This window comes from Pseudomonas izuensis (assembly GCF_002356535.2).
Lineage (GTDB): Bacteria > Pseudomonadota > Gammaproteobacteria > Pseudomonadales > Pseudomonadaceae > Aquipseudomonas > Aquipseudomonas izuensis.
On record NZ_AP017423.2, the window covers coordinates 5,905,096 to 5,930,672 of the forward strand.

Below are 25,577 nucleotides of genomic sequence, written 5' to 3' on the forward strand. Positions count from 1 at the left end.
TCGGGAGAACACCATGAGTCGCGCCTTCGTCAATGAAGACAACGCTGCCGCGCAAACCGATCAGCCGGTCGAACGGCAGGTCAGCGGGCAACCCAATTACGTCACTCCTGCCGGCCTGAGCCTGTTGCAAGACAAGGTTACCGAGTTGCAAGTGCTGCATGGCGAGCAATCGGCACTTGGCGATCAGGCTGACAAACAACTGTTGGCCAACCTTGAACGCGACTTACGCTATTTCCATCTACGCCTGCAAAGTGCCCAGGTCGTGCCGCCCGCGACGTCAACCACAAAGGTCCAGATCGGCAGCCGGGTCACCTACGCCGATGAACAGGGTACCGAGCACTGCGTGCAACTGGTCGGTGAAGACCAGGCCGCTGCCGCCAAAGGCCTGATCAATTGGGGGTCGCCGCTGGGTCGGGCGTTACTCGGGGCGCACCCCGGTGACGAGGTGCTGTGGCAACGCCCGGCCGGCGATCAACGGATCGAAGTCATCCGCATCGAACCGGCTTAGACGACGCCTTGGGCCAGCATGGCATCGGCGACCTTGACGAAACCGGCGATGTTCGCGCCCTTGACGTAGTTGACCTGGCCGTTCTCTTCACCGTAATGCACGCAAGTATGGTGGATCGACTGCATGATTGCGTGCAGCTTGCTGTCCACTTCACCACCGGTCCACAGCAGGCGCATGGCGTTCTGCGACATCTCCAGCCCGCTCACGGCAACCCCGCCGGCGTTGGACGCCTTGCCCGGTGCGAACAGGATGCCCGCCTCGATGAACAGGTCCACCGCTTCAAGGGTGGTCGGCATGTTTGCGCCTTCCGCCACACATATACAGCCGTTGCGCAGCAGCGCGCGAGCGGCATCGGCATCCAGTTCGTTTTGGGTGGCGCACGGCAGCGCGATGTCGCAGCTCAGGCCCCACGGGTGCTGGCCGGCGAGGAACTCCAGACCGAAACGGCCGGCCAGTTCGCTGATCCGCCCGCGCTGGACGTTTTTCAGTTCCAGCAGTGCTTGCCATTGTGCTTCGGTCAAACCGCTTTCGCAGTACAACGTGCCCTCGGAATCCGACAGCGAAATCACTTTACCGCCCAAGTCCATGACCTTGCGTGCTGCGTACTGCGCGACGTTGCCGGAACCGGAAATCGCCACGCGCTTGCCTTCGACTGCCAGGCCGCGACGCTTGAGCATTTCCTCGGCGAAGTACACGCAACCGAAACCAGTGGCCTCCGGGCGAATAAGGCTGCCGCCGTAGCTCGGGCCCTTGCCGGTCAGAACGCTGGTGAACTGGTTGCTCAGGCGCTTGTACTGGCCGAACAGGAAACCGATCTCGCGGGCGCCGACACCGATATCACCCGCCGGCACGTCAACGTCGGCACCGATGTGACGGTACAGCTCGCTCATGAAGGCCTGGCAGAAACGCATGACTTCCGCATCGCTTTTGCCTTTCGGATCGAAGTCCGAACCGCCCTTGCCACCGCCCATGGGCAACGACGTCAGCGAGTTTTTGAAGGTCTGCTCGAACGCGAGGAACTTCAACACACCCAGGTTCACCGAAGGGTGGAAGCGCAACCCGCCCTTGTATGGACCGATGGCGCTGTTCATCTGGATGCGGAACCCGCGATTGACCTGCACCTTGCCGTGATCGTCGACCCAGGAAACCCGAAACACGATTGCCCGCTCCGGCTCGCAAATCCGCTCCAGAATGCCTGAAGTCAGGTAGTGCGGATTGGCCTCGAGAAAAGGCCACAAACTGCGCAGGACCTCTTCGACAGCCTGGTGAAATTCAGGTTGGTCCGGATCGCGTTTTTTCAGGCGGGCAAGGAAGGATTCGACGGATTCGATCATGGAAAAGTCTCGGCAAATTTATTGTCGTTGGAAGAAATTGAGCCGGACTGTAACAAACGATTCGCGCACAGGAACAGAGCAAAGTGTCGCTTTTATGAAATTAAATGGTGCACAGGATATAAATTAGCCCTGTTTTCCGGGTGTTTTTGCACCCCAATAGGGAGGCCATCCTTGAGTTATGCACCAACAGTTACACCGCCATCGCGAGCAAGCTTTGCTCCTACAGTTGTGTGGGAGCAAAGCTTGCTCGCGATCGACTCACTGCGACATCACTGAAAAACCGCGCAAAAAAAAACGGAGCCCGAAGGCTCCGTTCTTTTTTCATGCCACCAACCCCAAATCAGGCCAGTTTCTTGTGCCGTACACGATGTGGCTGGGCAGCCGCTTCGCCGAGACGCTTTTTGCGATCGGCTTCGTACTCGGTGTAGTTGCCTTCGAAGAACACCGCTTGCGAATCGTCTTCGTACGCCAGGATGTGAGTCGCGACGCGGTCAAGGAACCACCGATCGTGGGAGATCACAATGGCGGCGCCCGGGAAGTCCAGCAGGGCTTCTTCCAGGGAACGCAGGGTCTCGACGTCGAGGTCGTTGGACGGTTCGTCGAGCAGCAGGACGTTGCCGCCCTCCTTCAGGGTCAGGGCCAGGTGCAAGCGACCGCGCTCACCACCGGACAAGTCCTTGACGAACTTCTGCTGGTCGCCGCCCTTGAAGTTGAAGCGACCGACATAGGTACGCGACGGGATCTCGTAGTTGCCGATGCGGATCTGGTCGGAACCGTCGGAGATCTGCTGGAACACAGTCTTGCTGCCGTCCAGGTCTTCACGGCTCTGATCCACGCAAGCGAGCTGCACGGTTTCGCCAACTTCGATGCTGCCCGAATCCGGGGTTTCCTTGCCCATCAGCATGCGGAACAGCGTGGATTTACCCGCGCCGTTACCGCCGATCACGCCGACGATGGCGCCTTTAGGCATGGAGAACGACAGGTTGTCGATCAATACGCGATCGCCGTAGCCCTTGGTGACGTTCTTGAATTCGATGACCTTGTCGCCCAGGCGCGGACCGGCGGGGATGTAGATCTCGTTGGTTTCGCTGCGCTTCTGGAATTCCTGCGATTGCATTTCTTCGAAGCGTTGCAGACGGGCCTTGGATTTCGACTGGCGAGCCTTGGCGCCTTTGCGCACCCACTCCAGCTCTTCCTTCATGGCCTTTTCGTGAGCCGACTGCTGTTTGGATTCCTGGGCCAGACGATCGGACTTGGCTTCCAGCCAACCCGAGTAGTTGCCCTCGTAAGGAATGCCCGCGCCGCGGTCGAGTTCCAGGATCCAGCCTGCGACGTTGTCCAGGAAGTAACGGTCGTGCGTGATCGCGACGACGGTGCCCGGGAAATCGTGCAGGAAGTGCTCAAGCCAGGCGACGGAGTCGGCGTCCAGGTGGTTGGTCGGCTCGTCGAGCAGCAGCATGTCGGGGGCGGACAGCAGCAGGCGGCACAGGGCCACGCGACGCTTTTCACCACCGGAAAGGTGTTCGACCTTGGCCTCCCAGGCCGGCAGGCGCAGCGCATCGGCGGCGACTTCCAGCTGACGCTCCAGGTTGTGACCGTCGCTGGCTTGCAGGATCGCTTCCAGCTTGGCTTGCTCGGCAGCCAGTTTGTCGAAGTCGGCATCCGGATCGGCATAAGCCGCGTAGACCTCGTCCAGACGCGCCTGGGCGTCCTTGATCACGCTGACTGCTTCCTCGACCACTTCACGCACGGTCTTGGTCGGATCAAGTTGCGGCTCTTGCGGCAGATAACCAATGTTCAGGTCCGGCATCGGACGGGCTTCGCCGTCGAACTCGGTGTCGACGCCTGCCATGATTTTCAGCAGCGTGGATTTACCCGAACCGTTGAGGCCGAGCACGCCGATCTTGGCGCCGGGGAAGAACGACAGGGAGATGTTTTTCAGGATTTCCCGCTTCGGCGGAACAACTTTGCCCAGCCGATGCATGGTGAATACGTATTGAGCCATGGAGAACCTAGGGTCAGTGACTGATGAATGAATAGAGCGCAGGCGATGCCCGGCCAGACCTTGCGCGTTGACCGCTTGATGGAAACCAATGCGTGCGCGCTGAAAAAAGCCTGATTTTAGGAACTGGAACGCTCCCGCGTAACCGGCAAAGCTACCTTAATGACGAGAGGCAGTCCAGCCGAGCGGGGCTGGCACTTTGCCACAACTCAAGGCATGCTAGCCGCCCTTCGGGCGTCCGGCTTATAGTGCATGTCGCGCCAGTCCAGCCAAACCGCAGGATTACAGTTTGTCCAATGTCCCTCCGTCCCTGACCCCCAGTGTACCGACAGCGGCACCTGGTTCGCCCCTGCGCGGGACTCTGAAAGGTGCGCTGGCGACACTCGTTCTGTTGTTGCTCGCACTGCTGTTCTGGCAACTGCTGGACCAACTGCGTGAGACCCGGAAAAACCAGCGGCAGTACACCATCGACTACACCGCCGACCTGGCCGCGCAAGTCAGCCAGAACATGGCGCTCAACGCGCAGATTGCCCTTAACCTGCTACCGATCGTCGAACAGCCGCAAAGTACCGACGAACAGCAGGAGCTCCTGCGCAAGCTGCAAAAATCCTTGCCGGACCTGACCAGCCTGGCCCTGCTCAGCCCCTCCGGGACCATCCTCAAGGACAGCGCCACCAATAGTGAAGACGCCGACTACTTGAGTGAACTGGTCCGGCGCAGTCATGCCCAGCCTCATTACTTCAGCAATGCCATTGATGGCTCGGTGGTGCATCTGCTGTTGCATCAGGTCAGCGGCAGCACTCGTGGCTACTGGGCCTTGCGCCTCAAACCAACGTTTTTTTCATCACTGACCCGACTGAACGAGACCGATGGCCGTCCGCAGTGGCTGGTGGAGAACCGCTACAACCACCAGATCATCAGCCGCGATGAAGCACTGCCGCTGGTCAACCCGGGCACGCTGACCCAGGACGACCTGGGCAATAGCGTACTGACCGTTCCGCTGAGTAGCAGCGACTGGCAACTGCGCGGTCTGTTCGATCGCCAGCGTGTGCTCGAAGAGCTGCTACCGGCCTTCATCGGCAAATGCCTGCTGGGCCTGGCCTTTTCCATGTTGCCGTTTATCGTCCTGCTGAACATGCGCCGACGTCAGCGACAGTTGCATGAGGGTCGTCGGCGCTATCAGGAGATTTTCGAAGGCACCGGCGTTGCGCTGTGCGTACTCGACATGTCCGGCCTCAAGAGCACGTTCGACAAGGCTCGGCTGCAAGGCAACGAGCAACTGCAACCTTGGCTCGAGGACCCGGAACAACGCCTGCAGTTACTGCTGGCGTTGCGGATTACCGAAGTCAACCAGGTGGCCCTGCAGCTGCTCAATGTCAGCACCTGCGGGCAAGCCTGGGACTTGCTGATCGACGGCAACCCGCTCGATGGCAGCGCCATCGGCAATCAAGTGCTCGAAGCGGTGTTCAACCAGCAGCAACAACTTGAGCTGGAGATCAAACTCCAGGATGCCATGGGCCGCGACCAGCACCTGTGGCTGGTGCTGCGCCTGCCGCAAAGCCCCGAAGACTATAAAGCGGTGATCCTGAGCATCACCGACATCACCAGCCGCAAGCTCATCGAGTTGTCGCTGCAGGAACGCGAAGGATTCTGGTCCGATGTGGTGCGCACCGTCCCCGATCACCTGTACGTGCAGGACGTGATCAGCCAGCGCATGATCTACAGCAACCACCATCTGGGCCAGACCCTGGGCTACAACCGCACCGAATTGCAGCAAATGGGCGAGTACTTCTGGGAAATCCTCCTGCACCCCGACGATGCCGACTATTATCACCGCTCGCGCCAGGTCCAGCGGCAAGGTGGCTACAGCCAATTGATGCAATGCCAGTTGCGCTTCCGTCACCGGGACGGCGAATGGCGCCGCTTCGACATTCGTGAACAGGCACTGGCGCGAGACGGGCACGACCAGGTGATCCGCATCATTGGCGTGGCCAAGGACGTCACCGAGCAGATCGAAGCCAGTGAGTCCCTGCGCGATAGCGAGCAGCGCTACCGGATGCTCGCCGAAAGCATCAGCGATGTGATTTTCTCCACCGACAACCGCATGTCGCTCAACTATGTCAGCCCATCGGTGCAAACCGTGCTGGGTTACGACGCCGAGTGGATTTTCCAGAACGGTTGGCAATCGACCATTGCCAACCCGCAACAATTGACAGGCATCTATAGCCTGATGGAGCGGGTCAGCAAAGCGCTTGATCATCCCGAGCAACTGGCACTGTTGCGCAACCAGGGACAGACCCAATTGTTCCTGTTCGACTGCCTGCGGGCCGATGGGCGCAAGATACCCATCGAGCTGCGGCTGGTGCTGGTCTGGGATGAACACGGCGCATTCGAAGGCGTATTAGGTGTCGGCCGCGACATCAGCCAGCAACGCCGTGCCGAAAAAGACCTGCGCATGGCCGCTACGGTTTTTGAACACTCGACTTCGGCGATCCTGATCACCGACCCCGCCGGCTACATTGTCCAGGCCAACGAGGCCTTCAGCCGCGTCAGCGGGTATGCGGTTGAACAGGTGCTCGACCAGTTGCCGAACATACTGACCGTCGACGAGCAGCAGGAAGCCCATCTGCGCTACGTGCTCAAGCAACTGAACCAGAACAGCACCTGGGAAGGCGAAGTCTGGCTCAAACGCCGCAATGGCGAGCATTACCCTGCGTGGGTCGGCATTACCGCAGTGCTGGACGACGAAGGCGATCTGGCCAGTTACGTCTGCTTCTTCAGCGACATCAGCGAACGCAAGGCCAGTGAGCAACGGATCCATCGCCTCGCCTATTACGACGCCCTGACGCACCTGCCCAACCGCACACTGTTCCAGGACCGCCTGCACACTGCGTTGCAAGCGGCCGACCGGCAAAAATCCTGGGTGGTGTTGATGTTCCTTGACCTCGACCGCTTCAAGCCGATCAACGACTCCCTGGGTCACGCCGCCGGCGACCGCATGCTCAAGGAAATGGCCACGCGCCTGCTCGGTTGTGTCGACGATGACGACACGGTGGCACGCATGGGTGGCGACGAGTTCACCTTGCTCCTGCAACCGCGGATCAACCGTGAGATCGCCCTGAACCGGGCGATTCACGTGGCGGAACAGATTCTCGCCAGCCTGGTGAAACCGTTCGTGCTCGAAGGTCGCGAGTTCTTTGTCACCGCCAGTATCGGCATCGCCTTGAGCCCGCAGGATGGCGACGAACTCAGCCAATTGATGAAGAACGCCGACACCGCCATGTACCACGCCAAGGAGCGCGGCAAGAACAACTTCCAGTTCTATCAGGCGGACATGAACGCCAGCGCCCTGGAGCGTCTGGAACTGGAAAGCGACTTGCGCCATGCCCTGGAACAGAACGAGTTCGTGTTGTTTTATCAGCCGCAATTCAGCGGCGACGGCAAACGCCTGACCGGTGCCGAGGCGCTATTGCGCTGGCGTCATCCGCGCCGTGGCCTGGTACCGCCGGGAGACTTCATTCCGGTACTCGAAGAACTCGGCCTGGTCGTGGATGTGGGCGATTGGGTGATCAGCGAAGCCTGCCGCCAGCTCAAGACCTGGCATCAGGCCAAAGTACGCGTCCCGAAGGTGTCGGTGAACATTTCGGCGCGGCAGTTCTCCGACGGCCAGCTCGGTACGCGGATCGCCACCATCCTCAAGGACACCGGCCTGCCGCCGGCGTGCCTGGAACTGGAACTGACCGAAAGTATCCTGATGCGCGAGGTCAGCGAAGCGATGCATATTCTCGATGGCCTGAAGAATCTCGGGTTGAGCATTGCGGTCGACGACTTCGGTACGGGTTACTCATCGCTCAACTACCTCAAGCAGTTCCCGATCGACGTGCTGAAAATCGACCGCACCTTCGTCGATGGCCTGCCGTCGGGTGAACAGGATGCGCAGATTGCCCGGGCGATCATCGCCATGGCCCACAGCCTCAACCTCGCGGTCATCGCCGAGGGCGTCGAAACCCACGAGCAGCTTGATTTCCTGAGGGAGCACGGCTGTGACGAGGTTCAGGGTTATCTGTTCGGCCACCCGATGCCGGCGAACAAGTTCGAACTGCAGTTCAGCAATGATGCGCTGTTCATGTTTGACTGAGGTTTTGCAGTGAGGCAGCAGACCAGCTCCCACAGGGTCCCGCCGTGGATCAATATTCATGGCTGAAACACGGACATTGTGGGAGCTGGCTTGCCAGCGATGGGGCCTGCACAGGCGCCGCATGTCAGTCATGAAGCCCACTTGTCTGCGACATGATGCCGTTTCATATGCCATCTAAAACCCGATGGGGTAGAATGCCCCCCTTTTCTGCCCCCGATCCTTGAGGACCGCCATGTTCAGCCGTGATTTGACTATTGCCAAGTACGACGCCGATCTCTTTGCCGCCATGGAGCAAGAAGCTCAGCGCCAGGAAGAGCACATTGAGCTGATCGCTTCGGAAAACTACACCAGCCCCGCGGTGATGGAAGCTCAAGGCTCGGTACTGACCAACAAGTACGCCGAAGGTTACCCGGGCAAGCGCTACTACGGTGGTTGCGAGTACGTCGACGTCGTCGAGCAGCTGGCAATCGATCGCGCCAAAGAGCTGTTCGGCGCCGATTACGCCAACGTCCAGCCGCACGCCGGCTCGCAAGCCAACAGCGCCGTTTACCTGGCCCTGCTGTCGGCCGGCGACACCATCCTGGGCATGAGCCTGGCCCATGGCGGTCACCTGACCCACGGTGCCAGCGTTTCCTCGTCGGGCAAGCTGTACAACGCCATCCAGTACGGCATCGACGCCAACGGCCTGATCGACTACGACGAAGTCGAGCGCCTGGCTGTCGAGCACAAGCCGAAAATGATCGTGGCCGGCTTCTCTGCCTACTCGCAGATCCTGGACTTCCCGCGCTTCCGCGCAATCGCCGACAAGGTTGGCGCTTACCTGTTCGTCGACATGGCCCACGTGGCCGGTCTGGTCGCCGCTGGCGTCTACCCGAACCCGGTTCCGTTCGCTGACGTCGTGACCACCACCACCCACAAGACCCTGCGCGGTCCACGTGGCGGCCTGATCCTGGCTCGCGCCAACGCCGACATCGAGAAGAAGCTGAACTCCGCAGTATTCCCGGGTGCCCAGGGCGGCCCGCTGGAGCACGTGATCGCGGCTAAAGCGATTTGCTTCAAGGAAGCGCTGCAGCCTGAGTTCAAGGCTTACCAGCAACAAGTGGTGAAAAACGCCCAGGCCATGGCCAGCGTGTTCATCGAGCGCGGTTTCGACGTGGTCTCCGGCGGTACTGAAAACCACCTGTTCCTGCTGTCGCTGATCAAACAGGAAATCTCCGGTAAGGACGCTGACGCCGCTCTGGGCAAGGCATTCATCACCGTGAACAAAAACTCCGTGCCAAACGACCCACGCTCCCCGTTCGTCACTTCCGGCCTGCGCTTCGGCACTCCGGCTGTGACCACTCGCGGCTTCAAGGAAGCAGAGTGCAAGGAACTGGCCGGCTGGATCTGCGACATCCTGGCTGACCTGAACAACGAAGCGGTGATCGACGCCGTTCGTGAGAAAGTCAAAGCCATCTGCAAGAAGCTGCCGGTGTACGGTGCTTAATCAGCCCCGCTAAACCGCAGCAATAAAAAAACCGGCCAGAGATGGCCGGTTTTTTTTGCTCGCGACAATTGCAGATCCTGACTGTTTGACGCTACTCGGCCGCAACACGTGAAAAGCCTTCACGGATTTTCTCTTCCGGCAAATCATCGGCGATGAACACGATTACGCTTTCTCGTGCCTCATCGTTCTCCCACTCCGTGTCCCAGTCGAATCCATAAAGCTTCAGCACGCCCTGAAACACCATGCGGCGTGGTTCGCCCAGGATGTTCAGCACTCCCTTGTACCGCAGCAATTGCTTGCCATGGTCTTCCAGCAGCTCGTTCATGAATTCGCTGAGTTTGTCGATATCCAGCGGTTTGTCGGTGCGTAGCACCAAGCTGGAAATGCGGTCGACGGAGGGTGCGGTGCTGACTGGACGCAAGCTCACACCTCCACCAAGGTCGGCATTGAGATTGAAACCACGCACGTCGAGCAGTTCGGCCAGATCGATCTTGCCGTGGTCAACCACACGAATGGGCGCGCGGCGGTTGATGCGAGTCAGACGCTCACTCAACGCGATGAAGGCCGGCTCGTCCACCAGATCGCGCTTGCTGACCAGTAGGCGGTCGGCGAAACCGATCTGTGCCTGGGCGATGGTTTGGGTCAGGTGTTGGTCGGCATGCGCCGCATCCACCAGGGTGATGATGCCGTCGAGGATGTAACGCTCGCGCAGCTCTTCGTCGATAAAGAACGTTTGCGCCACGGGTGCCGGGTCAGCCAGACCCGTGCATTCGATCACCAGGCGATCGAAGGCGATTTCTCCGCTGTCCAGGCGTTCGAGCAGCAGGTACAGAGCCTTTGTCAGGTCGGTGTGGATGGTGCAGCAGACGCAGCCATTGGACAGCGTCATCACTTGCACCGGCTCGTCACCCAGCAATTGGGTGTCGATACCGGCGTCACTGAATTCGTTTTCGATCACGGCGATTTTCAGGCCGTGCTCGGCTTTGAGCAGGTGGCGCAACAGCGTGGTTTTGCCGGCGCCGAGGAAGCCGCTGAGGATCGTTACAGGGATGGGAGAGGACAAAAGCGGATCTCCTGTTAGCAGAAAATTAGGAAGCAACACTAAACAATTGTGGGAGCGAGCCTGCTCGCGAAAGCGGTGTGTCATTCAACATTCATGTTGACTGATACGACCTCTTCGCGAGCAGGCTCGCTCCCACAGGTTTTCGCTTTACATCATGACCTGTCTAACAGATCAACAGCACTTCGGCCCACCCTTGCCACCGTAACGGGCTTCCTGGCGCTCGCGGAAGAACGCCTCATAGCTCATCACCGGTTTGTCCGGGTGTTTGCTGTGCATGTGCTCGACGTAGTTGTCGTAGTCGGGCATGCCCACCATCAGGCGCGCGGCCTGACCGAGGTATTTTCCGAGGCGACTCAGGTCATTGAACATGCTGCATTCCTCGATCACGCATCCGGTAGCGCCTGGAAGGGTGATTCTTTATCCGTGCGTTCTTTTTTACCCCAGGAGGCAATGCCGACCTTGAGTGCATAGAACAGGATACTGAACACCACGAACAGAAACAGCGCGGTCAGGGTGGCGTTGGTGTAGGCGTTGAAGATCACGTGCTGCATCTGCGTGATGTCCTTGGCCGGGGCGAGGATCTGACCATTGGCCAGGGCATCGCTGTATTTTTTCGCCAGCGACAGAAAGCCGATCGCCGGGTTGGCGTCGAACAGCTTGATGAAGCCGGCGGTGGTGGTGCAGATCAGCAGCCATACCGCTGGCAGTAAGGTCACCCAGATATAGCGTTGGCGTTTCATTTTGATCAGGACCACCGTGCCGAGCATCAGCGCGATACCGGCCAGCATCTGGTTGGAGATGCCGAACAGCGGCCACAGGGTGTTGATGCCACCCAGCGGATCGATCACGCCTTGATACAGCAGCCAACCCCACATGGCTACACAACCGGCGGTGGCGATCAGGTTGGCGGCCCAGGATTCAGTGCGTTGTAGCGCCGGTACAAAAGAGCCGAGCAAGTCCTGCAGCATGAAACGCCCGGCACGGGTACCGGCGTCCACCGCCGTCAGGATGAACAGGGCTTCGAACAGGATCGCGAAGTGGTACCAGAACGCCATGGTGTTTTCACCCGGCAGCACACTGTGCAGGATCTGCGCGATACCGACCGCCAGGGTCGGTGCACCACCGGCCCGGGCGAGGACGGTGGTTTCCCCGATGTCATGGGCCACCGCTTGCAGCGCCTCCGGTGTAATCGCGAAGCCCCAGTTGCTGACGGCTGTCGCCACGGCCACCACATCGCCGCCGACCACGGCGGCCGGGCTGTTCATGGCGAAATACACGCCGGGCTCGATCACCGACGCGGCGACCATGGCCATGATGGCCACGAAGGATTCCATCAGCATGCCGCCGTAACCGATGTAACGAGCATTGGTCTCGTTATCCAGCAGCTTGGGCGTGGTGCCGGAGGAAATCAGCGCATGGAAACCGGAGACTGCACCACAGGCAATGGTGATGAACAGGAACGGGAACAGGCCGCCCTTCCACACTGGGCCGGTGCCGTCGACGAATTGGGTCAGGGCCGGCATTTTCAGCTCGGGCATGGTGATCAGGATGCCGATCGCCAAGGCGACGATGGTGCCGATTTTCAGGAAAGTGGACAGGTAGTCACGGGGCGCCAGAATCAGCCACACCGGTAACGAGGCAGCGACAAAACCGTAGCCGATCAGCATCCAGGTAATCTGCACGCCATTGAAGGTGAACGCCTTGGCCCACACCGGGTCGGCGGCAATCTGCCCGCCCAGCCAGATCGAACCCAGCAACAGCAATACGCCGACCACGGAGATTTCACCGATGCGGCCCGGACGGATGTAGCGCATGTAAATGCCCATGAACATCGCGATCGGGATGGTCGCCATCACCGTGAAAATCCCCCATGGGCTTTCGGCCAGGGCCTTGACCACGATCAGCGCCAATACCGCGAGGATGATGATCATGATCAGGAAGCAGCCGAACAGCGCAATGGTGCCGGGGATGCGGCCCATTTCTTCACGGACCATGTCGCCGAGCGAGCGGCCGTTGCGGCGGGTGGACATGAACAGGACCATGAAGTCCTGCACGGCACCGGCCAGCACCACGCCGGCGATCAGCCACAGCGTACCGGGCAGGTAGCCCATCTGCGCTGCCAGGACCGGACCGACCAGCGGCCCCGCACCGGCGATGGCCGCGAAGTGGTGACCGAAGAGAATGTGTTTGTTGGTTGGAACGTAGTCCAGACCATCGTTGTTGAGCACGGCGGGGGTGGCCCGTCGCGGGTCGAGTTGCATCACATTGTTAGCGATGAACAGGCTGTAGTAGCGATACGCGACCAGATAGATAGCCACGGCAGCGACCACAATCCACAAGGCGTTGATCGCCTCACCTCGGCGCAATGCCACTACCCCGAGGGCACAGGCCCCAACGATTGCCAGCACCAGCCAGGGTAAGTGGCGTAGCGGGCTATTATTATTTTTCATTTTATTATTCCAGCCAGAGTGGACAGAAAGACAACCACCCCGAGTTTAGCTCTCCTGACAACAAAGGCCATACCCCAACATTGGTCTAGAGCCCTGTCCTGCTGGCAGGTTCTAACAAGGCGGGTCTATAGTCAGCGAACATCTAGAGGATTGCGCCATGAGCGAACACCCTGCCGATCGCCGCCGCTTCAAACGTATTGCGTTCGATGCCAAAACCGAGCTGAGCCAGGGGGCGTTCATCTGGCCGGTGAAGCTGATCGATCTGTCGCTCAAGGGGCTGCTGATCGAGCGGCCTGAACCGTGGCTGGGTAATCCGAAGCAAGATTTTTTTGTCGACATTCATCTGAGCGAAGACATCGACATCGAAATGGATGTGCAACTGGCCCATGAAGACCATGGCCAGCTCGGGTTTGTCTGCCGCCACATCAGTTTGGAGTCCATTGAGCGCCTGCGGCGATTGATTGAATTCAATCTGGGTGATCCGCGGGAGCTTGAGCGGGAGTTGGGTGCCTTGATCGAGGTCTGACGGCCCTATGATTCCAATGTGGGAGCGAGCCTGCTCGCGAAGGGGGTGGGTCAGTCGGCATGGGTGTTGGATGTGCTGGCCTCTTCGCGAGCAGGCTCGCTCCCACAGAGGGTTTGCGTTGCCCATGCAATCCGGGCCCCACCACTGTCCATTGTGGGAGTGAGCCTGCTCGCGAAGGCGGTGGGTCAGTCGGTATAGGTGTTGGATGTGCTGGCCTCTTCGCGAGCAGGCTCGCTCCCACAGGGGATTGGTCTTGCTTAGGCAATCCGGGCCCCGCCACTGTCCATTGTGGGAGCGAGCCTGCTCGCGAAGGCGGTGGATCAGTCGGCATAGATGTTGGATGTGCTGGCCTCGTCGCGAGCAGGCTCCCACAGGGGATTGGTCTTGCTTATGCAATCCGGGCCCCACCACGGTCCATTGTGGGAGCGAGCCTGCTCGCGAAGGCGGTGGATCAGTCGGCATAGGTGTTGGATGTGCTGGCCTCGTCGCGAGCAGGCTCCCACAGGGGATTGGTCTTGCTTAGGCAATCCGGGCCCCACCACTGTCCATTGTGGGAGCGAGCCTGCTCGCGAAGGCGGTGGATCAGTCGGCATAGGTGTTGGATGTGCTGGCCTCGTCGCGAGCAGGCTCCCACAGGGGATTGGTCTTGCTTATGCAATCCGGGCCCCACCACGGTCCATTGTGGGAGCGAGCCTGCTCGCGAAGGGGGCGTGTCAGTCGACATGAATGTTGAATGACACACCGCTTTCGCTGGCTAGCCAGCGCCTACAAAGCGCTGTGCTTATTCGAACAATGCGTCGAGCGCCTGCTCCAGTCGGGTGACGGCAATGATCTGCAACCCGGGCGGGGCCTCTTTCGGCGCATTGCCCTTCGGCACGATGGCACGCTTGAAACCGTGCTTGGCCGCTTCCTTCAGGCGCTCCTGGCCGCTTGGCACCGGACGCACTTCGCCAGACAACCCCACCTCACCAAACACCAGCAAATCATGGGGCAGTGGCCGGTTGCGCAAACTGGACATCACCGCCGCCATCAACGCCAGGTCGGACGCCGTTTCCAGCACCTTCACGCCGCCGACCACGTTGAGGAACACGTCCTGATCGTGGGTGGGGATACCGCCGTGACGATGCAGCACCGCCAGCAACATCGCCAGACGATTCTGATCCAGCCCCAGCGTCACCCGACGCGGGTTGGCCAAATGGCTGTCATCCACCAATGCCTGCACTTCCACCAGCATCGGCCGTGTGCCCTCCCACGTTGCCATGACCACACTGCCCGGGACTTCTTCCTGAGCACGGGTCAGAAAAATCGCCGATGGGTTGGAGACTTCTTTCAGGCCCTTGTCAGTCATGCCGAACACACCCAATTCGTTGACCGCGCCGAAACGGTTTTTCACGGCCCGCAATAAACGCAAACGTCCGTCGGATTCGCCCTCGAAATACAGCACGGTGTCGACCATGTGCTCCAGCACCCGCGGCCCGGCCAATGCGCCTTCCTTGGTCACGTGGCCGACAAGGAAAATCGCCGTGCCACTCTGCTTGGCATAGCGCACCAGCAAGGCCGCGCTTTCGCGCACCTGGGAAACGCCACCCGGTGCCGATTGCAGTTGCTCGGTGAAAATCGTCTGGATCGAATCGATCACCATGACCTTGGGTTTTTCCTGTCGGGCCGTGGCGATGATGGTTTCGATGCAGGTTTCGGTCATGACCCGCAGTTGGTCCTGAGGCAAGCCCAGGCGTCGGGCGCGCATGGCCACTTGTTGCTGGGATTCTTCACCGGTGACGTAGAGGGCCGGCATGCTCTTGGCCAGGTTGCACAAGGTCTGCAACAAAATGGTCGATTTGCCGATGCCGGGGTCACCGCCGATCAACACCACGGAACCGTCGACGAGCCCCCCGCCCAATACCCGATCCAGTTCGCTGGATACGGTGGAAAAGCGCGGTATCTCTTCGACGCTGACTTCAGCCAGAGTCTTGATCTGCGCCTGTTGGCCGGCCCAACCGGTACGACCGCCGGGAGCCGCCGCCCCGCCGCTTTCCACCATGGTTTCGGTCAGCGTGTTCCAGGCGCCGCATTCGCCGCATTGACCGGCCCACTTCGGGAAGGTTGAGCCGCACTCGGTGCAGCCGTACATGCGCTTGGCCTTGGCCATCTGAACTCCCGGCAAAAACCGCGATGATAGCTCAGGTGAGACGGGTCGGCGCGACGTGTTGCAGACGAGTCGTCGGTAATATCTTATTTGGATGTCTTAATGCAGTTCGCCAGTAGCAAGTTCCGAAACTTGTACCACTGTACGGATCGACCACCCAACTCCGCCCCAATAACTTGTACACGTCTGCGACAGCTACCGCTCTTAAGTACAACTGAGTATAAACATGAACCCCAAACACCACTCATACTTAAAACCCACCGGCCTGCTCTCAATCCTGAATATCGAGTTCTATTTCTTCAGGCAAACCTCAAATGAAAATTAATTTATATTTGGCCTACCCACTCCCTCCAACCTCCTATACAAAACAATGGGCTGAAAAAAAAGAACGGGCATGATCATGAAATGAATGTGCGAGCCCCGACTCCATTCACCCTGTACTGATGACTTTTTGCGAACTTTCCCCGGCGCGTCGGCCGATAGCAGGCAGCTTTGAGGCCGGTGAATCGAGCAAGATGTGATTGTCTGATTTACACTGCCTTCACCAACCTCATCCGTAACAAGGAAATAACCTATGGGCGTGCTAAATGAGTTCAAGGCCTTCGCGGTCAAAGGCAATGTGGTCGACATGGCCGTCGGCATCATCATCGGCGCAGCCTTCGGCAAGATTGTTTCGTCGTTTGTGGGTGACGTGGTCATGCCTCCCATCGGTTTGCTGATCGGCGGGGTAGACTTCAGTGACCTGGCCATTACGCTCAAGGCCGCCAGCGGTGACGCCCCGGCGGTGGTGCTGGCCTACGGCAAGTTCATTCAGAGCATGATCGACTTCATCATCGTCGCCTTTGCAATCTTCATGGGCGTCAAGGCCATCAACCGCCTGAAGCGCGAAGAGGCTGTCGCCCCTACCCTGCCACCAGTACCGACCAAGGAAGAAGAGCTGCTGGGTGAGATCCGTGACCTGCTCAAAGCCCAGAACAATCGACCTTGAGCGTTTGAGCGAAAAAAACGGCGCCTTGAGGGCGCCGTTTTCTTACCAGAAGTTTTCCACCGCCACCTGACCGGGTCGCCGGCTCAGGCTCAAGTGCATGTCACGCTGTTTGAGCAATTTGCGTGTGTCATCGATCATCTGCGGGTTACCGCACAGCATGACTCGCGAGTGCTCGGGTGTCATCGCCACCCCGGCAGCCCGCTCCAGCTCACCATTTTCGATCAGCGTGGTGATCCGGCCATTCAGCGCACCGGGATGTTGCTCGCGAGTGACCGTGTTGATGAGCTGCAACTTGTGCGCGAATTCCGCAAGGTATTCACGCTGCCCGAGCTCCGCTATGAGCCTCTGATAGGCCAACTCCCGGGATTCGCGCACGCTGTAGACCAGGATGATTCGCTCGAACTTCTCCCACACCTCGAAGTCCTGGAGAATCGACAGAAACGGCGCCAGGCCAGTACCGGTGGATAACAACCACAGATCACGCCCCTCGGCAAAACGATCGAGCGTCAGGTAACCGAAGGCCTGGCGGTCAACCAGCAGTGTATCGCCCACGCCTAGCCGACTCAGTTCACTGGTGAACTCGCCTCCCGGCACGACAATGGAAAAGAACTCGAGAAACTCGTCAAAGGGCGACGACACCATGGAATAAGCACGCCATACGGTACTGCCATCGGCTTTTGTCACGCCCAACCGGGCAAATTGCCCTGCACGAAAACGAAAGCCCGGATCCCTGGTGGCGCGCAGGGTGAACAGGTTCGGGGTCAATGGCTGGACGTCGAGCAAAGTCTGGCGGGTAAATTTCTCTTCGCTGGCAGTCATGGCGGGCTCCATTCAACAGATAACCGCAGTGTCTCGCAAAGCGAACCCGATAAACACCGACGCTTTGTAGTGTCTTTGGCAAACAGTCCGATTCTCACTAACTTGCTACAAGCGTTAACTGTTCAGTTCAAAATAAGATTAACACTGTCATTCAATTTAACTGCATAGCGATGTATCACGGTTAGAACCATAAACTTTCATAAAAGACGTTAATGAATTAAAAAATTCTCAACCTATGTATCGGAAACATCCTACACTCCCTTTCTCACTGACCGTCTGGATCCAATCTGCACCCTCAAGCTATCACGACTGTGGAGCCTCATGATGGAAAAATGGAAGGAGTCTCAACTTAAACAAATATCCTCTGCTACCGAACTGGAGACCGCTTACCGAATATCATTGAACTTCGTGAAAAATATCGGGTTTAAATTTTTCGCTTTTTCAACGACTTGCCCAACAAAAACTGAGCACTTCCATACGGTGCGGTTCAACAATTACCCACAATACTGGAACACCGAATACGAAAAAAGGAAGTACGGCTCCCTCGACCCGGTAGTGGCTCATTGCAATCAATCTATGCTACCCATTCTTTGGAGTGAAGAGCTTTTCTGTGAAGTTCCGTGGATTTGGACGACACTTGAGCAGCAAGGAATACAGTATGGTTGGTCACAAGCCGTTCACGACGACAATAGCGGCTTCTGCAGCATTCTGAGCCTGGCCAGAAGCCATTGCCCGATCAGTCCGTGGGAGCTCTATGAAAATCTGGGGTTCTCCGTGTTCATTGGCCGTCACTTGCATAAACTGGTCCTGCAAACACTGCCCAAGGAACCGGCCAAATCGTCTACACCACATTTATCGCCACGGGAAATCGACGTACTGAAGCTGGCGGCAGCCGGCAAGACCGCTTATGAAAGCGCCCGGATTCTCAACCTCAGTGCCCGCACGATCAATTTCCATGTACAGGAAGCCATCCGCAAACTCGGGGTCAATAACAAGGTTTCTGCCGTCATCGCCGCCGTGAAGGCCGGCTATCTCAATAGCAACGCGATGCGCTGAGCCGAAAAACCTGCGAGTAATCCGACACAAAAAAACGTACCATTCGCGGTCCCTCCTGAGTGATGACGTGTGGGTTGTCCACGACGCAGTCCACTCGGACGGCCCCGCCCGCCAGGACGCCCCTGGGCACGGGATACCCGTTGATTACCCAGAGCCCCGCCCCATGCCTTTGCTCGAAACACCTTTCGCCAGCCTTGACCTGATCCGCCAGCCCGAACAGCAGAACGAGCCGCTGCAAGCCTTTGATGCGGCAGACGAGTACCTGCTCAATCACCTGGCCGAACAGAAGCCCTCGGTCGACACACGAGTACTGGTGCTGAACGACAGTTTCGGCGCATTGGCCGCCAGTCTGGCCGGCAAGGTCAAGGTGATCAGTAGTGGCGACTCGTTCCTGGCCTTCCAGGGCCTGGAAAAGAACCTGACCCGCAATGGCCAGGCGTTTGATGCGGTGCCGGCCATACCCGCCAGCGAAATACCGACAGGGCCGTTTGACCAGGTGCTGGTACGGGTGCCGAAGACCCTGGCGTTACTGGAAGAGCAATTGATCCGCCTGCAAGGTCAGTTGGCTCCCGGCGCTCAAGTGGTTGCGGGAGCGATGATCAAGCATTTGCCACGCGCCGCGGGTGATCTGCTGGAGCGCTACATCGGCCCGGTGCAGGCGTCATTGGCGGTGAAGAAAGCCCGGTTGCTGATTGCCACGGTTGAAGCCAAGGCACCGGCCACGTCGCCCTACCCGACCCGTTATCGCCTCGATACCCCGGCCATCGAACTGCTCAACCACGCCAACGTCTTCTGTCGCGAAGGCCTGGATATCGGCACGCGGGCGTTTTTGCCGCATTTGCCGAAAAACCTCGGCACGGCACGGGTTGCCGACCTCGGATGCGGTAATGGCGTGCTGGCCATCGCCAGCGCCCTGCACAACCCCGAAGCCCATTACACGCTGGTGGACGAATCGTTCATGGCGGTACAGTCGGCCGCCGAAAACTGGCGCGCGGCACTGGGTGACCGCGACGTCATCGTGCGTGCCGGTGATGGCCTGGCCGGGCAGGATCCTCAATCGCTGGACGTGGTGTTGTGCAATCCACCGTTTCACCAGCAACAGGTTGTCGGCGATTTCCTCGCCTGGCGGATGTTCCAGCAAGCCCGGGAGGCCCTGGTGGTGGGGGGTGCGCTGTACATCGTCGGCAATCGTCACCTGGGTTACCACAGCAAACTGGCGCGTTTGTTCCGCGGTGTCGAGCAAGTGGCAGCTACGCCGAAGTTCGTCATTCTCAAGGCTCGCAAGTAACGGGTTCGCAAAAAAAAACCCTCCAGCCGGAGGGTCATCAATCCGCGCCTGAAGGCGACGGGACGGGATGTCGTTTTTCAGTGAGTGGTCAGGCCTGCGGCGTTCATGAACATGCGCATCAAGCTGGCCACGACGAACAACGCACCGACGCTGCCAACCCAGATCAGGGCCAGCCAGCCAAGCCGCTGCCACAGCGGCTTTTTTTCGGCTTCTTCAATGTCGTGCAGGGAATGTTTGCCGGTCATTGCTAAATACTCCGAGGAAGAAGGCGCCTGTGAAGACGCCATCGCGAGCAAGCTTTGCTCCTACAGGTTTGATACGCGCCCTAGTGGTAACCGTCTTCGTGGGTGACCTTGCCGCGGAACACGTAGTAGCTCCAGAAGGTGTAGCCCAGGATGAACGGGATGATGAACAGCGTGCCCACCAACATGAAGCCCTGGCTCTGCGGTGGTGCGGCGGCATCCCAGATCGAGATCGACGGCGGCACGATATTCGGCCACAGGCTGATCCCCAAACCGCTGTAGCCGAGGAAGATCAGTACCAGCGTCAGCAGGAATGGCGTGTAGTGCGCATTGCGGGCCACCGCGCGAATCAGACCGTACAGGGTCACCAGCACCAGAATCGGCACCGGCAGGAACCAGAACAGGTTGGGCAGGGTGAACCAGCGCTCGGCAATTTCGACGTGAGCTAGCGGCGTCCAGATGCTGACGATACCGATCACCGCCAGCAACACGAACGCCAATGGCCGCGCAAGATCATGCATCTGTTCCTGCAATTTGCCTTCGGTCTTCATGATCAACCAGGTGCAGCCAAGCAGCGCATAGGCCACTACCAACGCGGCGCCGCAGAACATCGTGAAGGGCGTCAACCAATCCAGGGAACCACCGGCGAACTGACGATCGACGACCGGCAGGCCATCAATGAAAGCGCCCAGCGCCACCCCCTGGAAGAAGGTTGCAGCTAGCGAGCCGCCAATGAATGCCTTGTCCCAGAGATGGCGTTTATCGTCCCGCGCCTTGAAGCGGAACTCGAACGCTACGCCGCGAAAAATCAGCCCGATCAGCATGAAAATCAGCGGCAGGTACAACGCCGAGAGCACCACCGAATAGGCCAGCGGGAAAGCACCGAACAACGCCGCCCCCCCCAGTACCAGCCAGGTTTCGTTGCCGTCCCAGACTGGCGCAACGGTGTTCATCATTACGTCGCGGTCACTCTTGCCCGGTATGAACGGGAAGAGAATGCCGATGCCGAGGTCAAAGCCGTCCATGACCACGTACATCATGATGCCGAAGATGATGATCACGGCCCAGATCAGCGGAAGATCAATACCCATGTTCAAATCTCCTTGGTCAGGGTGTGGTGCTCATCGTCGGCAGCGGACAGCGGACGCGCCGGTGTGCGCTTCTGGCCGGGACCTCCGTCGTTGGTTTCCTTGCCTTCGTCGATCTTCGGCCCTTTGCGTACCAGGCGCATCATGTAGCCCAGACCGGCACCGAACAGCGCGAAATACACCACGACAAAGAGGATCAGGGTGATGCTCATCTGCATGAAACTATGGTGGGAGGACGCATCCGCCGTGCGCATCAGACCGTAGACCACCCACGGCTGGCGGCCGATTTCAGTGGTGAACCAGCCGGCAAGAATCGCGATCAGGCCGGACGGCCCCATCCACAATGCCAGGTGCAGGAACGGCCGCGAGGTATAGAGCGTGTTGCGTTTGCGCAGCCAGAGGCTCCACAGACCGGTGAAGATCATCAGGAAGCCCAGGCCGACCATGACCCGGAACGACCAGAACACGATGGTCGAATTAGGTCGGTCTTGCGGCGGAAATTCCTTGAGCGCCGGCACCTGTTTATCCAGGGAGTGAGTCAGGATCAGACTGCCCAGGTACGGTATCTCGACGGCAAATTTGGTCCGCTCTTCTTTCATGTCCGGCCAGCCGAACAGGATCAGCGGGGTCGCCTCGTTACCCTTGTTCTCCCAATGGCCCTCGATCGCGGCGATTTTCGCCGGCTGATGTTCGAGCGTGTTGAGGCCGTGGAAGTCACCGATGACCGCCTGAATCGGCGCGACGATCAGCGCCATCCACATCGCCATCGAGAGCATCTTGCGGATCGCCGGGTTGTCCTTGCCGCGCAGCAAATGCCAGGCCGCCGAGGCGCCGACGAAGAAGGCGGTCGCGACGAACGCCGCGGTGGCCATGTGCATCAGGCGATAGGGGAACGACGGGTTGAAGATCACCGCCAGCCAGTCGGTTGGAATGACCTGGCCATTGACGATCTCAAAGCCCTGCGGCGTCTGCATCCAGCTGTTGGAGGCGAGAATCCAGAAGGTCGAGATCAATGTGCCGATGGCGACCATGACGGTGGCGAAAAAGTGCAAGCCGCGCCCGACCTTGTTCCAGCCGAACAGCATCACACCGAGGAAACCGGCTTCAAGGAAGAAAGCCGTGAGGACTTCGTACGTCAGCAATGGCCCGGTCACGGACCCGGCGAAGTCCGAGAAGCGACTCCAGTTGGTACCGAACTGATAGGCCATGACCAACCCCGAGACCACGCCCATGCCGAAGTTGACGGCAAAGATCTTCGACCAGAAATGGTAGAGGTCGCGGTAGGTGTCGTTGTGTGTTTTCAGCCACAAACCTTCGAGTACCGCCAGGTAACTCGCCAGGCCAATGGTGATGGCAGGGAACAGGATGTGGAACGAGATGGTGAACGCGAACTGAATTCGGGCGAGATCAAGTGCCTCTAAACCGAACATAAGTCTTCCTCTGTCAGGTAATACGGCTGCTGGCCGGAAGCCTGCACCCACGGCCCCCACGGGTATGAAGTGTGGCGAATCTCTATTTGTTCTTTTTTTACACGCATCGCTACGCAGGGAATCTGGCCTTGCGGCCGCCGGATCAGATCCTTTGAGGGGATTGATCTGGATCAAGTAACGTTGAAAGAGTAGTCCCATTTCCGGGGATGAACCGCGTGGTCTTTTGCCGCGTGACAAGTTGCCTCATGGTTGGGGTAACAGGCAGAAACACATCTCCCTGTGGGAGCGAGCCTGCTCGCGAAGAGGTCGGCACGTCCATCGCTGATGTCGACTGACACTCCGCCTTCGCGAGCAGGCTCGCTTCCACAGGATTTGTCTCGTTGCGGCAATCGATGTCTGGCTAACGAAATTTTCCGGCACCGCAACTTCCTGTTACAGGTTGGTGATAACCTCACCCTTCCTCTCCCCCAGACTCGCCTCAAATGCCCAGCCAAGAGCCTTTGCTGTTACGTCACCACCGTCCTTTCCTCGCGTTCTGGCTGGCCCGGATTTTTACCGCCAGTGGCTTTCAGATGCTCACCGTGGCCATCGGCTGGAACCTCTACCAACTGACCGGCAATGTGCTCGACCTGGGCCTGGTAGGGTTGGTGGAGTTCGCCCCACGTGTCCTGTTCATGCTGCACACCGGGCACGTCGCGGACCGCTACGACCGGCGCAAGGTCGCGGCGATCTGCCAGTCCTTGCAAGCGCTGATCGCCCTGTCGCTGGCCATCGGCAGCGCGACCGACCATGTCACCCGGGAAATGATCTTCATCCTCGCTTTCCTGCTGGGCGCCGCCCGCTCCTTCGAAATGCCGACCACCCAGGCCTTGCTGCCGAGCATTGTGCCCAGCGCCCTGTTCCCTCGTGCCGTGGCCGCCGCGCAATCGGCCCAGCAATCAGCGACCATCGTCGCCCCGGCCCTGGGCGGTCTGCTCTACGCTTTCGGCAGCGTGTGGGTCTATGGTCCGACGGTGATCCTCTACCTCATTGCCTGCACCCTGATGCTCAATCTGCCGGCTCGCCAGACACCTTTGAACAAGGGCAAGGCCACGCTGGATTCGCTGTTGGCCGGGATTCGCTTCATTCGCAGCAGGCCGGACATTCTCGGTGCGATCTCCCTGGACCTGTTCGCGGTCCTGCTCGGTGGCGCGACGGCGCTGCTGCCCGTCTTCGCCAAGGACATTCTGCTCACCGGCCCGTGGGGACTTGGCTTGCTGCGCTCGGCGCCGGCGGTGGGGGCGCTGTTGATGTCGTTGTTCCTGGCGAGGTTTGCCGTGGAACGCAATGTCGGACGGGTGATGTTCACCGCGGTGGGCGTATTCGGCGTGGCGACCATCGCCTTCGGTCTGTCGACCTCGTTCTGGTTCTCGCTGGCCGTGCTGGTGGTATTGGGCGCGGCCGACATGATCAGCATGGTGATCCGTGCCTCTTTCGTGCAACTGGAAACCCCGGACGAAATGCGCGGCCGTGTCAGCGCGGTCAATGGTCTGTTCATCGGCGCCTCGAACCAGCTGGGTGAATTCGAATCCGGGCTGACGGCCCACTGGTTCGGCACCGTGCCGGCAGTGGTCATGGGCGGCATCGGGACGCTGGTGGTGACCGGCACCTGGATCAAACTGTTCCCGACCCTGGCCCGGCGCGATCGAATGCATGTGCCGGTGCAAGAAGAGGCGAAGGTCTGAAGCACTTGCCCATCACAGATTTGCCGATCAAGTGCGATACATAGATACCGCCTAGAGTGTAATGTATCGCCTTACACTCAGCGGCATGATCAAATCCTTTCAGCACAAAGGCCTTCGGGGCTTCTTGAAACCGGTTCGACTCGCGGGATACGGGCAGACCACGCAAAGCGTCTGTCTCGAATGCTGCAGTTCATGGATCGCGCATCGGTACCTGGCGACCTCGACCTTCCGGGATGGCGCCTGCATCCGCTCAGAGGTGATTTGAACAACTATTGGTCACTGAGTGTTTCGGGAAACTGGCGGGGGATTTTTCGCTTTATCGGCTCGGATATAGAACTGGTCGACTATCTGGACTACCACTGACAGGAGGCAGGACATGCCCATGCACAACCCGCCGCATCCCGGCGAAACACTGTTGATGGATGTATTACCTGATCTGGGCATCAGCATCGCTGAATTAGCCCGGCATCTCGGGTTTGCGCGCCCTCATCTGTCACGCGTATTGCACGGGCATGCCCCCATCAGTCCGGACCTGGCGGTTCGTCTTGAGCGTGCGGGAATTGGCAAGGCTCGCGTATGGTTGGGGGTCCAGACCGACTACGATCTATGGCAAGCGGAGCGACGCGAGCAACCGGTCATCACCCCCATCGCTGCCCACGCATAACGTGTCTTAAACGACCAACTCTGCCGCCACCGCCGTCCGCGTGGCTTGGCCGCACAACTGTTCCACCAGGGTCAGGGCAAATGCCAGCGCGGCACCCGAACCCTGGGCAGTGATGCAGTTGCCATCGACCACCACGGGTTGATCGACGAAGTTACAGCCCGACAGCTGATGACTGGCCGAAGGCAGGCACGTCATGCGCCGCTGACGCAGCACGCCGTAGCTTTGCAGCGCCAGCGCCGGAGCCTCGGCGATGCCCGCGAACAGGCGACCGGCCGCGGCCTGGTCCTTGATCAGTTGTTGCAGGGGTTGATGGGCCGCCAGGTGTTGCGCCCCCACGGCACCGCCAGGCAGGACGATCAGGTCGAAGGGCTGGGCCAGCAAGTCCACCAGCATCGCATCGGTGGTGAGGCGGGTTCCGCGGGCGCAGGTGAGCATGCGCCGTCCTTCGATGCTCGCCACCACCACTTCCACCTTGGCGCGGCGCAGCACATCGACCAGGGTCACGGCTTGCAGGTCATCGATGCCCTCGGCGAGGGTAATCAGGGCTCTAAAGGTCATGAATGCAATCCATGGAATGATCCTTAAAGCGTAGTCAGCTTTCCTTACCCTTGTTCGAGGGCCGTCC

At 59.3% G+C, this 25,577-nt stretch carries 20 protein-coding genes and 1 pseudogene; 10 read left to right on the forward strand and 11 right to left on the reverse strand.

The window, feature by feature from the left end; genetic code table 11:
* Positions 1 to 13: 13 nt before the first annotated feature.
* A complete protein-coding gene (locus LAB08_RS26405) occupies positions 14 to 508 on the forward strand; it encodes a GreA/GreB family elongation factor (protein WP_096515046.1) in 495 nt (164 codons plus the stop codon).
* Here LAB08_RS26405 and gdhA read toward each other — a convergent pair.
* Together gdhA and ettA are read right to left on the reverse strand one after the other, a co-directional pair.
* Entirely contained in the window at positions 505 to 1,842 is a 1,338-nt protein-coding gene (gene gdhA, locus LAB08_RS26410; protein WP_096515044.1) for an NADP-specific glutamate dehydrogenase, read from the reverse strand. The genes LAB08_RS26405 and gdhA overlap by 4 nt on opposite strands.
* 340 nt (positions 1,843 to 2,182) lie before the next feature.
* Entirely contained in the window at positions 2,183 to 3,847 is a 1,665-nt protein-coding gene (gene ettA, locus LAB08_RS26415) for an energy-dependent translational throttle protein EttA (protein ID WP_096515042.1), read from the reverse strand.
* A 286-nt stretch (positions 3,848 to 4,133) separates the two neighbouring features.
* Here ettA and LAB08_RS26420 point away from each other — a divergent pair, with 286 nt between their 5' ends.
* Positions 4,134 to 7,982, forward strand: coding sequence for a sensor domain-containing protein (locus tag LAB08_RS26420; protein ID WP_096515040.1), 3,849 nt, complete (start codon positions 4,134 to 4,136; stop codon positions 7,980 to 7,982).
* Positions 7,983 to 8,214: 232 nt separating this feature from the next.
* Positions 8,215 to 9,468: a serine hydroxymethyltransferase gene (gene glyA / locus LAB08_RS26425; protein WP_008022534.1), complete on the forward strand. Its 1,254-nt coding sequence runs from the start codon at positions 8,215 to 8,217 to the stop codon at positions 9,466 to 9,468.
* Positions 9,469 to 9,559: 91 nt separating this feature from the next.
* Here the strand turns inward: glyA and yjiA are convergent, their stop codons facing one another.
* From yjiA to LAB08_RS26440, 3 genes are all read right to left on the reverse strand, one after another.
* Entirely contained in the window at positions 9,560 to 10,531 is a 972-nt protein-coding gene (gene yjiA, locus LAB08_RS26430) for a GTPase (RefSeq protein ID WP_096515038.1), read from the reverse strand.
* Between the two features lie 171 nt (positions 10,532 to 10,702).
* Complete coding sequence (locus tag LAB08_RS26435; protein ID WP_096515036.1) at positions 10,703 to 10,900, reverse strand: YbdD/YjiX family protein; 198 nt, start codon at positions 10,898 to 10,900, stop codon at positions 10,703 to 10,705.
* A gap of 14 nt (positions 10,901 to 10,914) precedes the next feature.
* Positions 10,915 to 12,981 carry a carbon starvation CstA family protein gene (locus tag LAB08_RS26440; RefSeq protein ID WP_096515034.1) on the reverse strand — a complete coding sequence of 689 codons (2,067 nt, stop codon included), beginning with the start codon at positions 12,979 to 12,981 and terminating at the stop codon, positions 10,915 to 10,917.
* Between the two features lie 157 nt (positions 12,982 to 13,138).
* Here LAB08_RS26440 and LAB08_RS26445 point away from each other — a divergent pair, with 157 nt between their 5' ends.
* On the forward strand, positions 13,139 to 13,507 hold the full coding sequence (locus tag LAB08_RS26445; RefSeq protein WP_096515032.1) for a PilZ domain-containing protein: 369 nt from the start codon (positions 13,139 to 13,141) through the stop codon (positions 13,505 to 13,507).
* 781 nt (positions 13,508 to 14,288) lie between these two features.
* On the opposite strand, the gene radA is transcribed toward LAB08_RS26445, so the two are convergent.
* Positions 14,289 to 15,656 (reverse strand): DNA repair protein RadA, encoded by a 1,368-nt coding sequence (radA, locus tag LAB08_RS26450; RefSeq protein WP_096515030.1) that lies wholly within the window; start codon positions 15,654 to 15,656, stop codon positions 14,289 to 14,291.
* A gap of 571 nt (positions 15,657 to 16,227) precedes the next feature.
* Between radA and mscL the strand changes: the two genes are divergently transcribed.
* Positions 16,228 to 16,641 (forward strand): large-conductance mechanosensitive channel protein MscL, encoded by a 414-nt coding sequence (mscL, locus tag LAB08_RS26455; RefSeq protein ID WP_008028892.1) that lies wholly within the window; start codon positions 16,228 to 16,230, stop codon positions 16,639 to 16,641.
* A 42-nt stretch (positions 16,642 to 16,683) separates the two neighbouring features.
* Here mscL and LAB08_RS26460 read toward each other — a convergent pair whose 3' ends face one another.
* The gene (locus LAB08_RS26460) at positions 16,684 to 17,460 is read right to left on the reverse strand and encodes a ferredoxin--NADP reductase (protein WP_096515028.1); all 777 of its coding nucleotides are present in this window, start codon (positions 17,458 to 17,460) and stop codon (positions 16,684 to 16,686) included.
* Between the two features lie 324 nt (positions 17,461 to 17,784).
* Here LAB08_RS26460 and LAB08_RS26465 point away from each other — a divergent pair, with 324 nt between their 5' ends.
* Both LAB08_RS26465 and LAB08_RS26470 read left to right on the forward strand, forming a co-directional pair.
* Positions 17,785 to 18,516, forward strand: coding sequence for a helix-turn-helix transcriptional regulator (locus LAB08_RS26465; protein WP_096515026.1), 732 nt, complete (start codon positions 17,785 to 17,787; stop codon positions 18,514 to 18,516).
* 163 nt (positions 18,517 to 18,679) lie between these two features.
* A complete protein-coding gene (locus LAB08_RS26470) occupies positions 18,680 to 19,804 on the forward strand; it encodes a methyltransferase (RefSeq protein ID WP_096515024.1) in 1,125 nt (374 codons plus the stop codon).
* Positions 19,805 to 19,881: 77 nt separating this feature from the next.
* On the opposite strand, the gene LAB08_RS26475 is transcribed toward LAB08_RS26470, so the two are convergent.
* The 3 genes from LAB08_RS26475 to LAB08_RS26485 all read right to left on the reverse strand — a co-directional run bounded on the left by LAB08_RS26475 (position 19,882) and on the right by LAB08_RS26485 (position 22,564).
* Positions 19,882 to 20,049 (reverse strand): DUF2474 domain-containing protein, encoded by a 168-nt coding sequence (locus LAB08_RS26475; RefSeq protein ID WP_096515022.1) that lies wholly within the window; start codon positions 20,047 to 20,049, stop codon positions 19,882 to 19,884.
* A gap of 80 nt (positions 20,050 to 20,129) precedes the next feature.
* On the reverse strand, positions 20,130 to 21,137 hold the full coding sequence (gene cydB / locus LAB08_RS26480; RefSeq protein ID WP_096515020.1) for a cytochrome d ubiquinol oxidase subunit II: 1,008 nt from the start codon (positions 21,135 to 21,137) through the stop codon (positions 20,130 to 20,132).
* 2 nt (positions 21,138 to 21,139) lie between these two features.
* A complete protein-coding gene (locus LAB08_RS26485; RefSeq protein ID WP_096515018.1) occupies positions 21,140 to 22,564 on the reverse strand; it encodes a cytochrome ubiquinol oxidase subunit I in 1,425 nt (474 codons plus the stop codon).
* 482 nt (positions 22,565 to 23,046) lie between these two features.
* Here LAB08_RS26485 and LAB08_RS26490 point away from each other — a divergent pair, with 482 nt between their 5' ends.
* The 3 genes and pseudogenes from LAB08_RS26490 to LAB08_RS26500 all read left to right on the forward strand — a co-directional run bounded on the left by LAB08_RS26490 (position 23,047) and on the right by LAB08_RS26500 (position 24,952).
* Complete coding sequence (locus LAB08_RS26490) at positions 23,047 to 24,288, forward strand: MFS transporter (RefSeq protein WP_096515016.1); 1,242 nt, start codon at positions 23,047 to 23,049, stop codon at positions 24,286 to 24,288.
* Between the two features lie 85 nt (positions 24,289 to 24,373).
* Positions 24,374 to 24,651, forward strand: a pseudogene (locus LAB08_RS26495) (type II toxin-antitoxin system RelE/ParE family toxin).
* A 13-nt stretch (positions 24,652 to 24,664) separates the two neighbouring features.
* Positions 24,665 to 24,952: a HigA family addiction module antitoxin gene (locus LAB08_RS26500; protein WP_096515014.1), complete on the forward strand. Its 288-nt coding sequence runs from the start codon at positions 24,665 to 24,667 to the stop codon at positions 24,950 to 24,952.
* Positions 24,953 to 24,958: 6 nt separating this feature from the next.
* Here LAB08_RS26500 and LAB08_RS26505 read toward each other — a convergent pair whose 3' ends face one another.
* The gene (locus LAB08_RS26505) at positions 24,959 to 25,510 is read right to left on the reverse strand and encodes a DJ-1 family glyoxalase III (RefSeq protein WP_096515012.1); all 552 of its coding nucleotides are present in this window, start codon (positions 25,508 to 25,510) and stop codon (positions 24,959 to 24,961) included.
* Positions 25,511 to 25,577 lie beyond the last annotated feature (67 nt).

Bases quoted from the DNA above. Each gene is read 5' to 3' on its own strand.
- LAB08_RS26465 (WP_096515026.1), top strand. From the start codon at position 17,785: ATGGAAAAATGGAAGGAGTCTCAACTTAAACAAATATCCTCTGCTACC.
- LAB08_RS26475 (WP_096515022.1), bottom strand. From the start codon at position 20,049: ATGACCGGCAAACATTCCCTGCACGACATTGAAGAAGCCGAAAAAAAG.
- LAB08_RS26470 (WP_096515024.1), top strand. From the start codon at position 18,680: ATGCCTTTGCTCGAAACACCTTTCGCCAGCCTTGACCTGATCCGCCAG.
- LAB08_RS26405 (WP_096515046.1), top strand. From the start codon at position 14: ATGAGTCGCGCCTTCGTCAATGAAGACAACGCTGCCGCGCAAACCGAT.
- LAB08_RS26490 (WP_096515016.1), top strand. From the start codon at position 23,047: ATGCCCAGCCAAGAGCCTTTGCTGTTACGTCACCACCGTCCTTTCCTC.
- cydB (WP_096515020.1), bottom strand. From the start codon at position 21,137: ATGGGTATTGATCTTCCGCTGATCTGGGCCGTGATCATCATCTTCGGC.
- LAB08_RS26445 (WP_096515032.1), top strand. From the start codon at position 13,139: ATGAGCGAACACCCTGCCGATCGCCGCCGCTTCAAACGTATTGCGTTC.
- LAB08_RS26460 (WP_096515028.1), bottom strand. From the start codon at position 17,460: ATGACTGCCAGCGAAGAGAAATTTACCCGCCAGACTTTGCTCGACGTC.
- LAB08_RS26505 (WP_096515012.1), bottom strand. From the start codon at position 25,510: ATGACCTTTAGAGCCCTGATTACCCTCGCCGAGGGCATCGATGACCTG.
- ettA (WP_096515042.1), bottom strand. From the start codon at position 3,847: ATGGCTCAATACGTATTCACCATGCATCGGCTGGGCAAAGTTGTTCCG.
- LAB08_RS26440 (WP_096515034.1), bottom strand. From the start codon at position 12,981: ATGAAAAATAATAATAGCCCGCTACGCCACTTACCCTGGCTGGTGCTG.
- LAB08_RS26500 (WP_096515014.1), top strand. From the start codon at position 24,665: ATGCCCATGCACAACCCGCCGCATCCCGGCGAAACACTGTTGATGGAT.
- gdhA (WP_096515044.1), bottom strand. From the start codon at position 1,842: ATGATCGAATCCGTCGAATCCTTCCTTGCCCGCCTGAAAAAACGCGAT.
- radA (WP_096515030.1), bottom strand. From the start codon at position 15,656: ATGGCCAAGGCCAAGCGCATGTACGGCTGCACCGAGTGCGGCTCAACC.
- LAB08_RS26435 (WP_096515036.1), bottom strand. From the start codon at position 10,900: ATGTTCAATGACCTGAGTCGCCTCGGAAAATACCTCGGTCAGGCCGCG.
- glyA (WP_008022534.1), top strand. From the start codon at position 8,215: ATGTTCAGCCGTGATTTGACTATTGCCAAGTACGACGCCGATCTCTTT.
- LAB08_RS26485 (WP_096515018.1), bottom strand. From the start codon at position 22,564: ATGTTCGGTTTAGAGGCACTTGATCTCGCCCGAATTCAGTTCGCGTTC.
- mscL (WP_008028892.1), top strand. From the start codon at position 16,228: ATGGGCGTGCTAAATGAGTTCAAGGCCTTCGCGGTCAAAGGCAATGTG.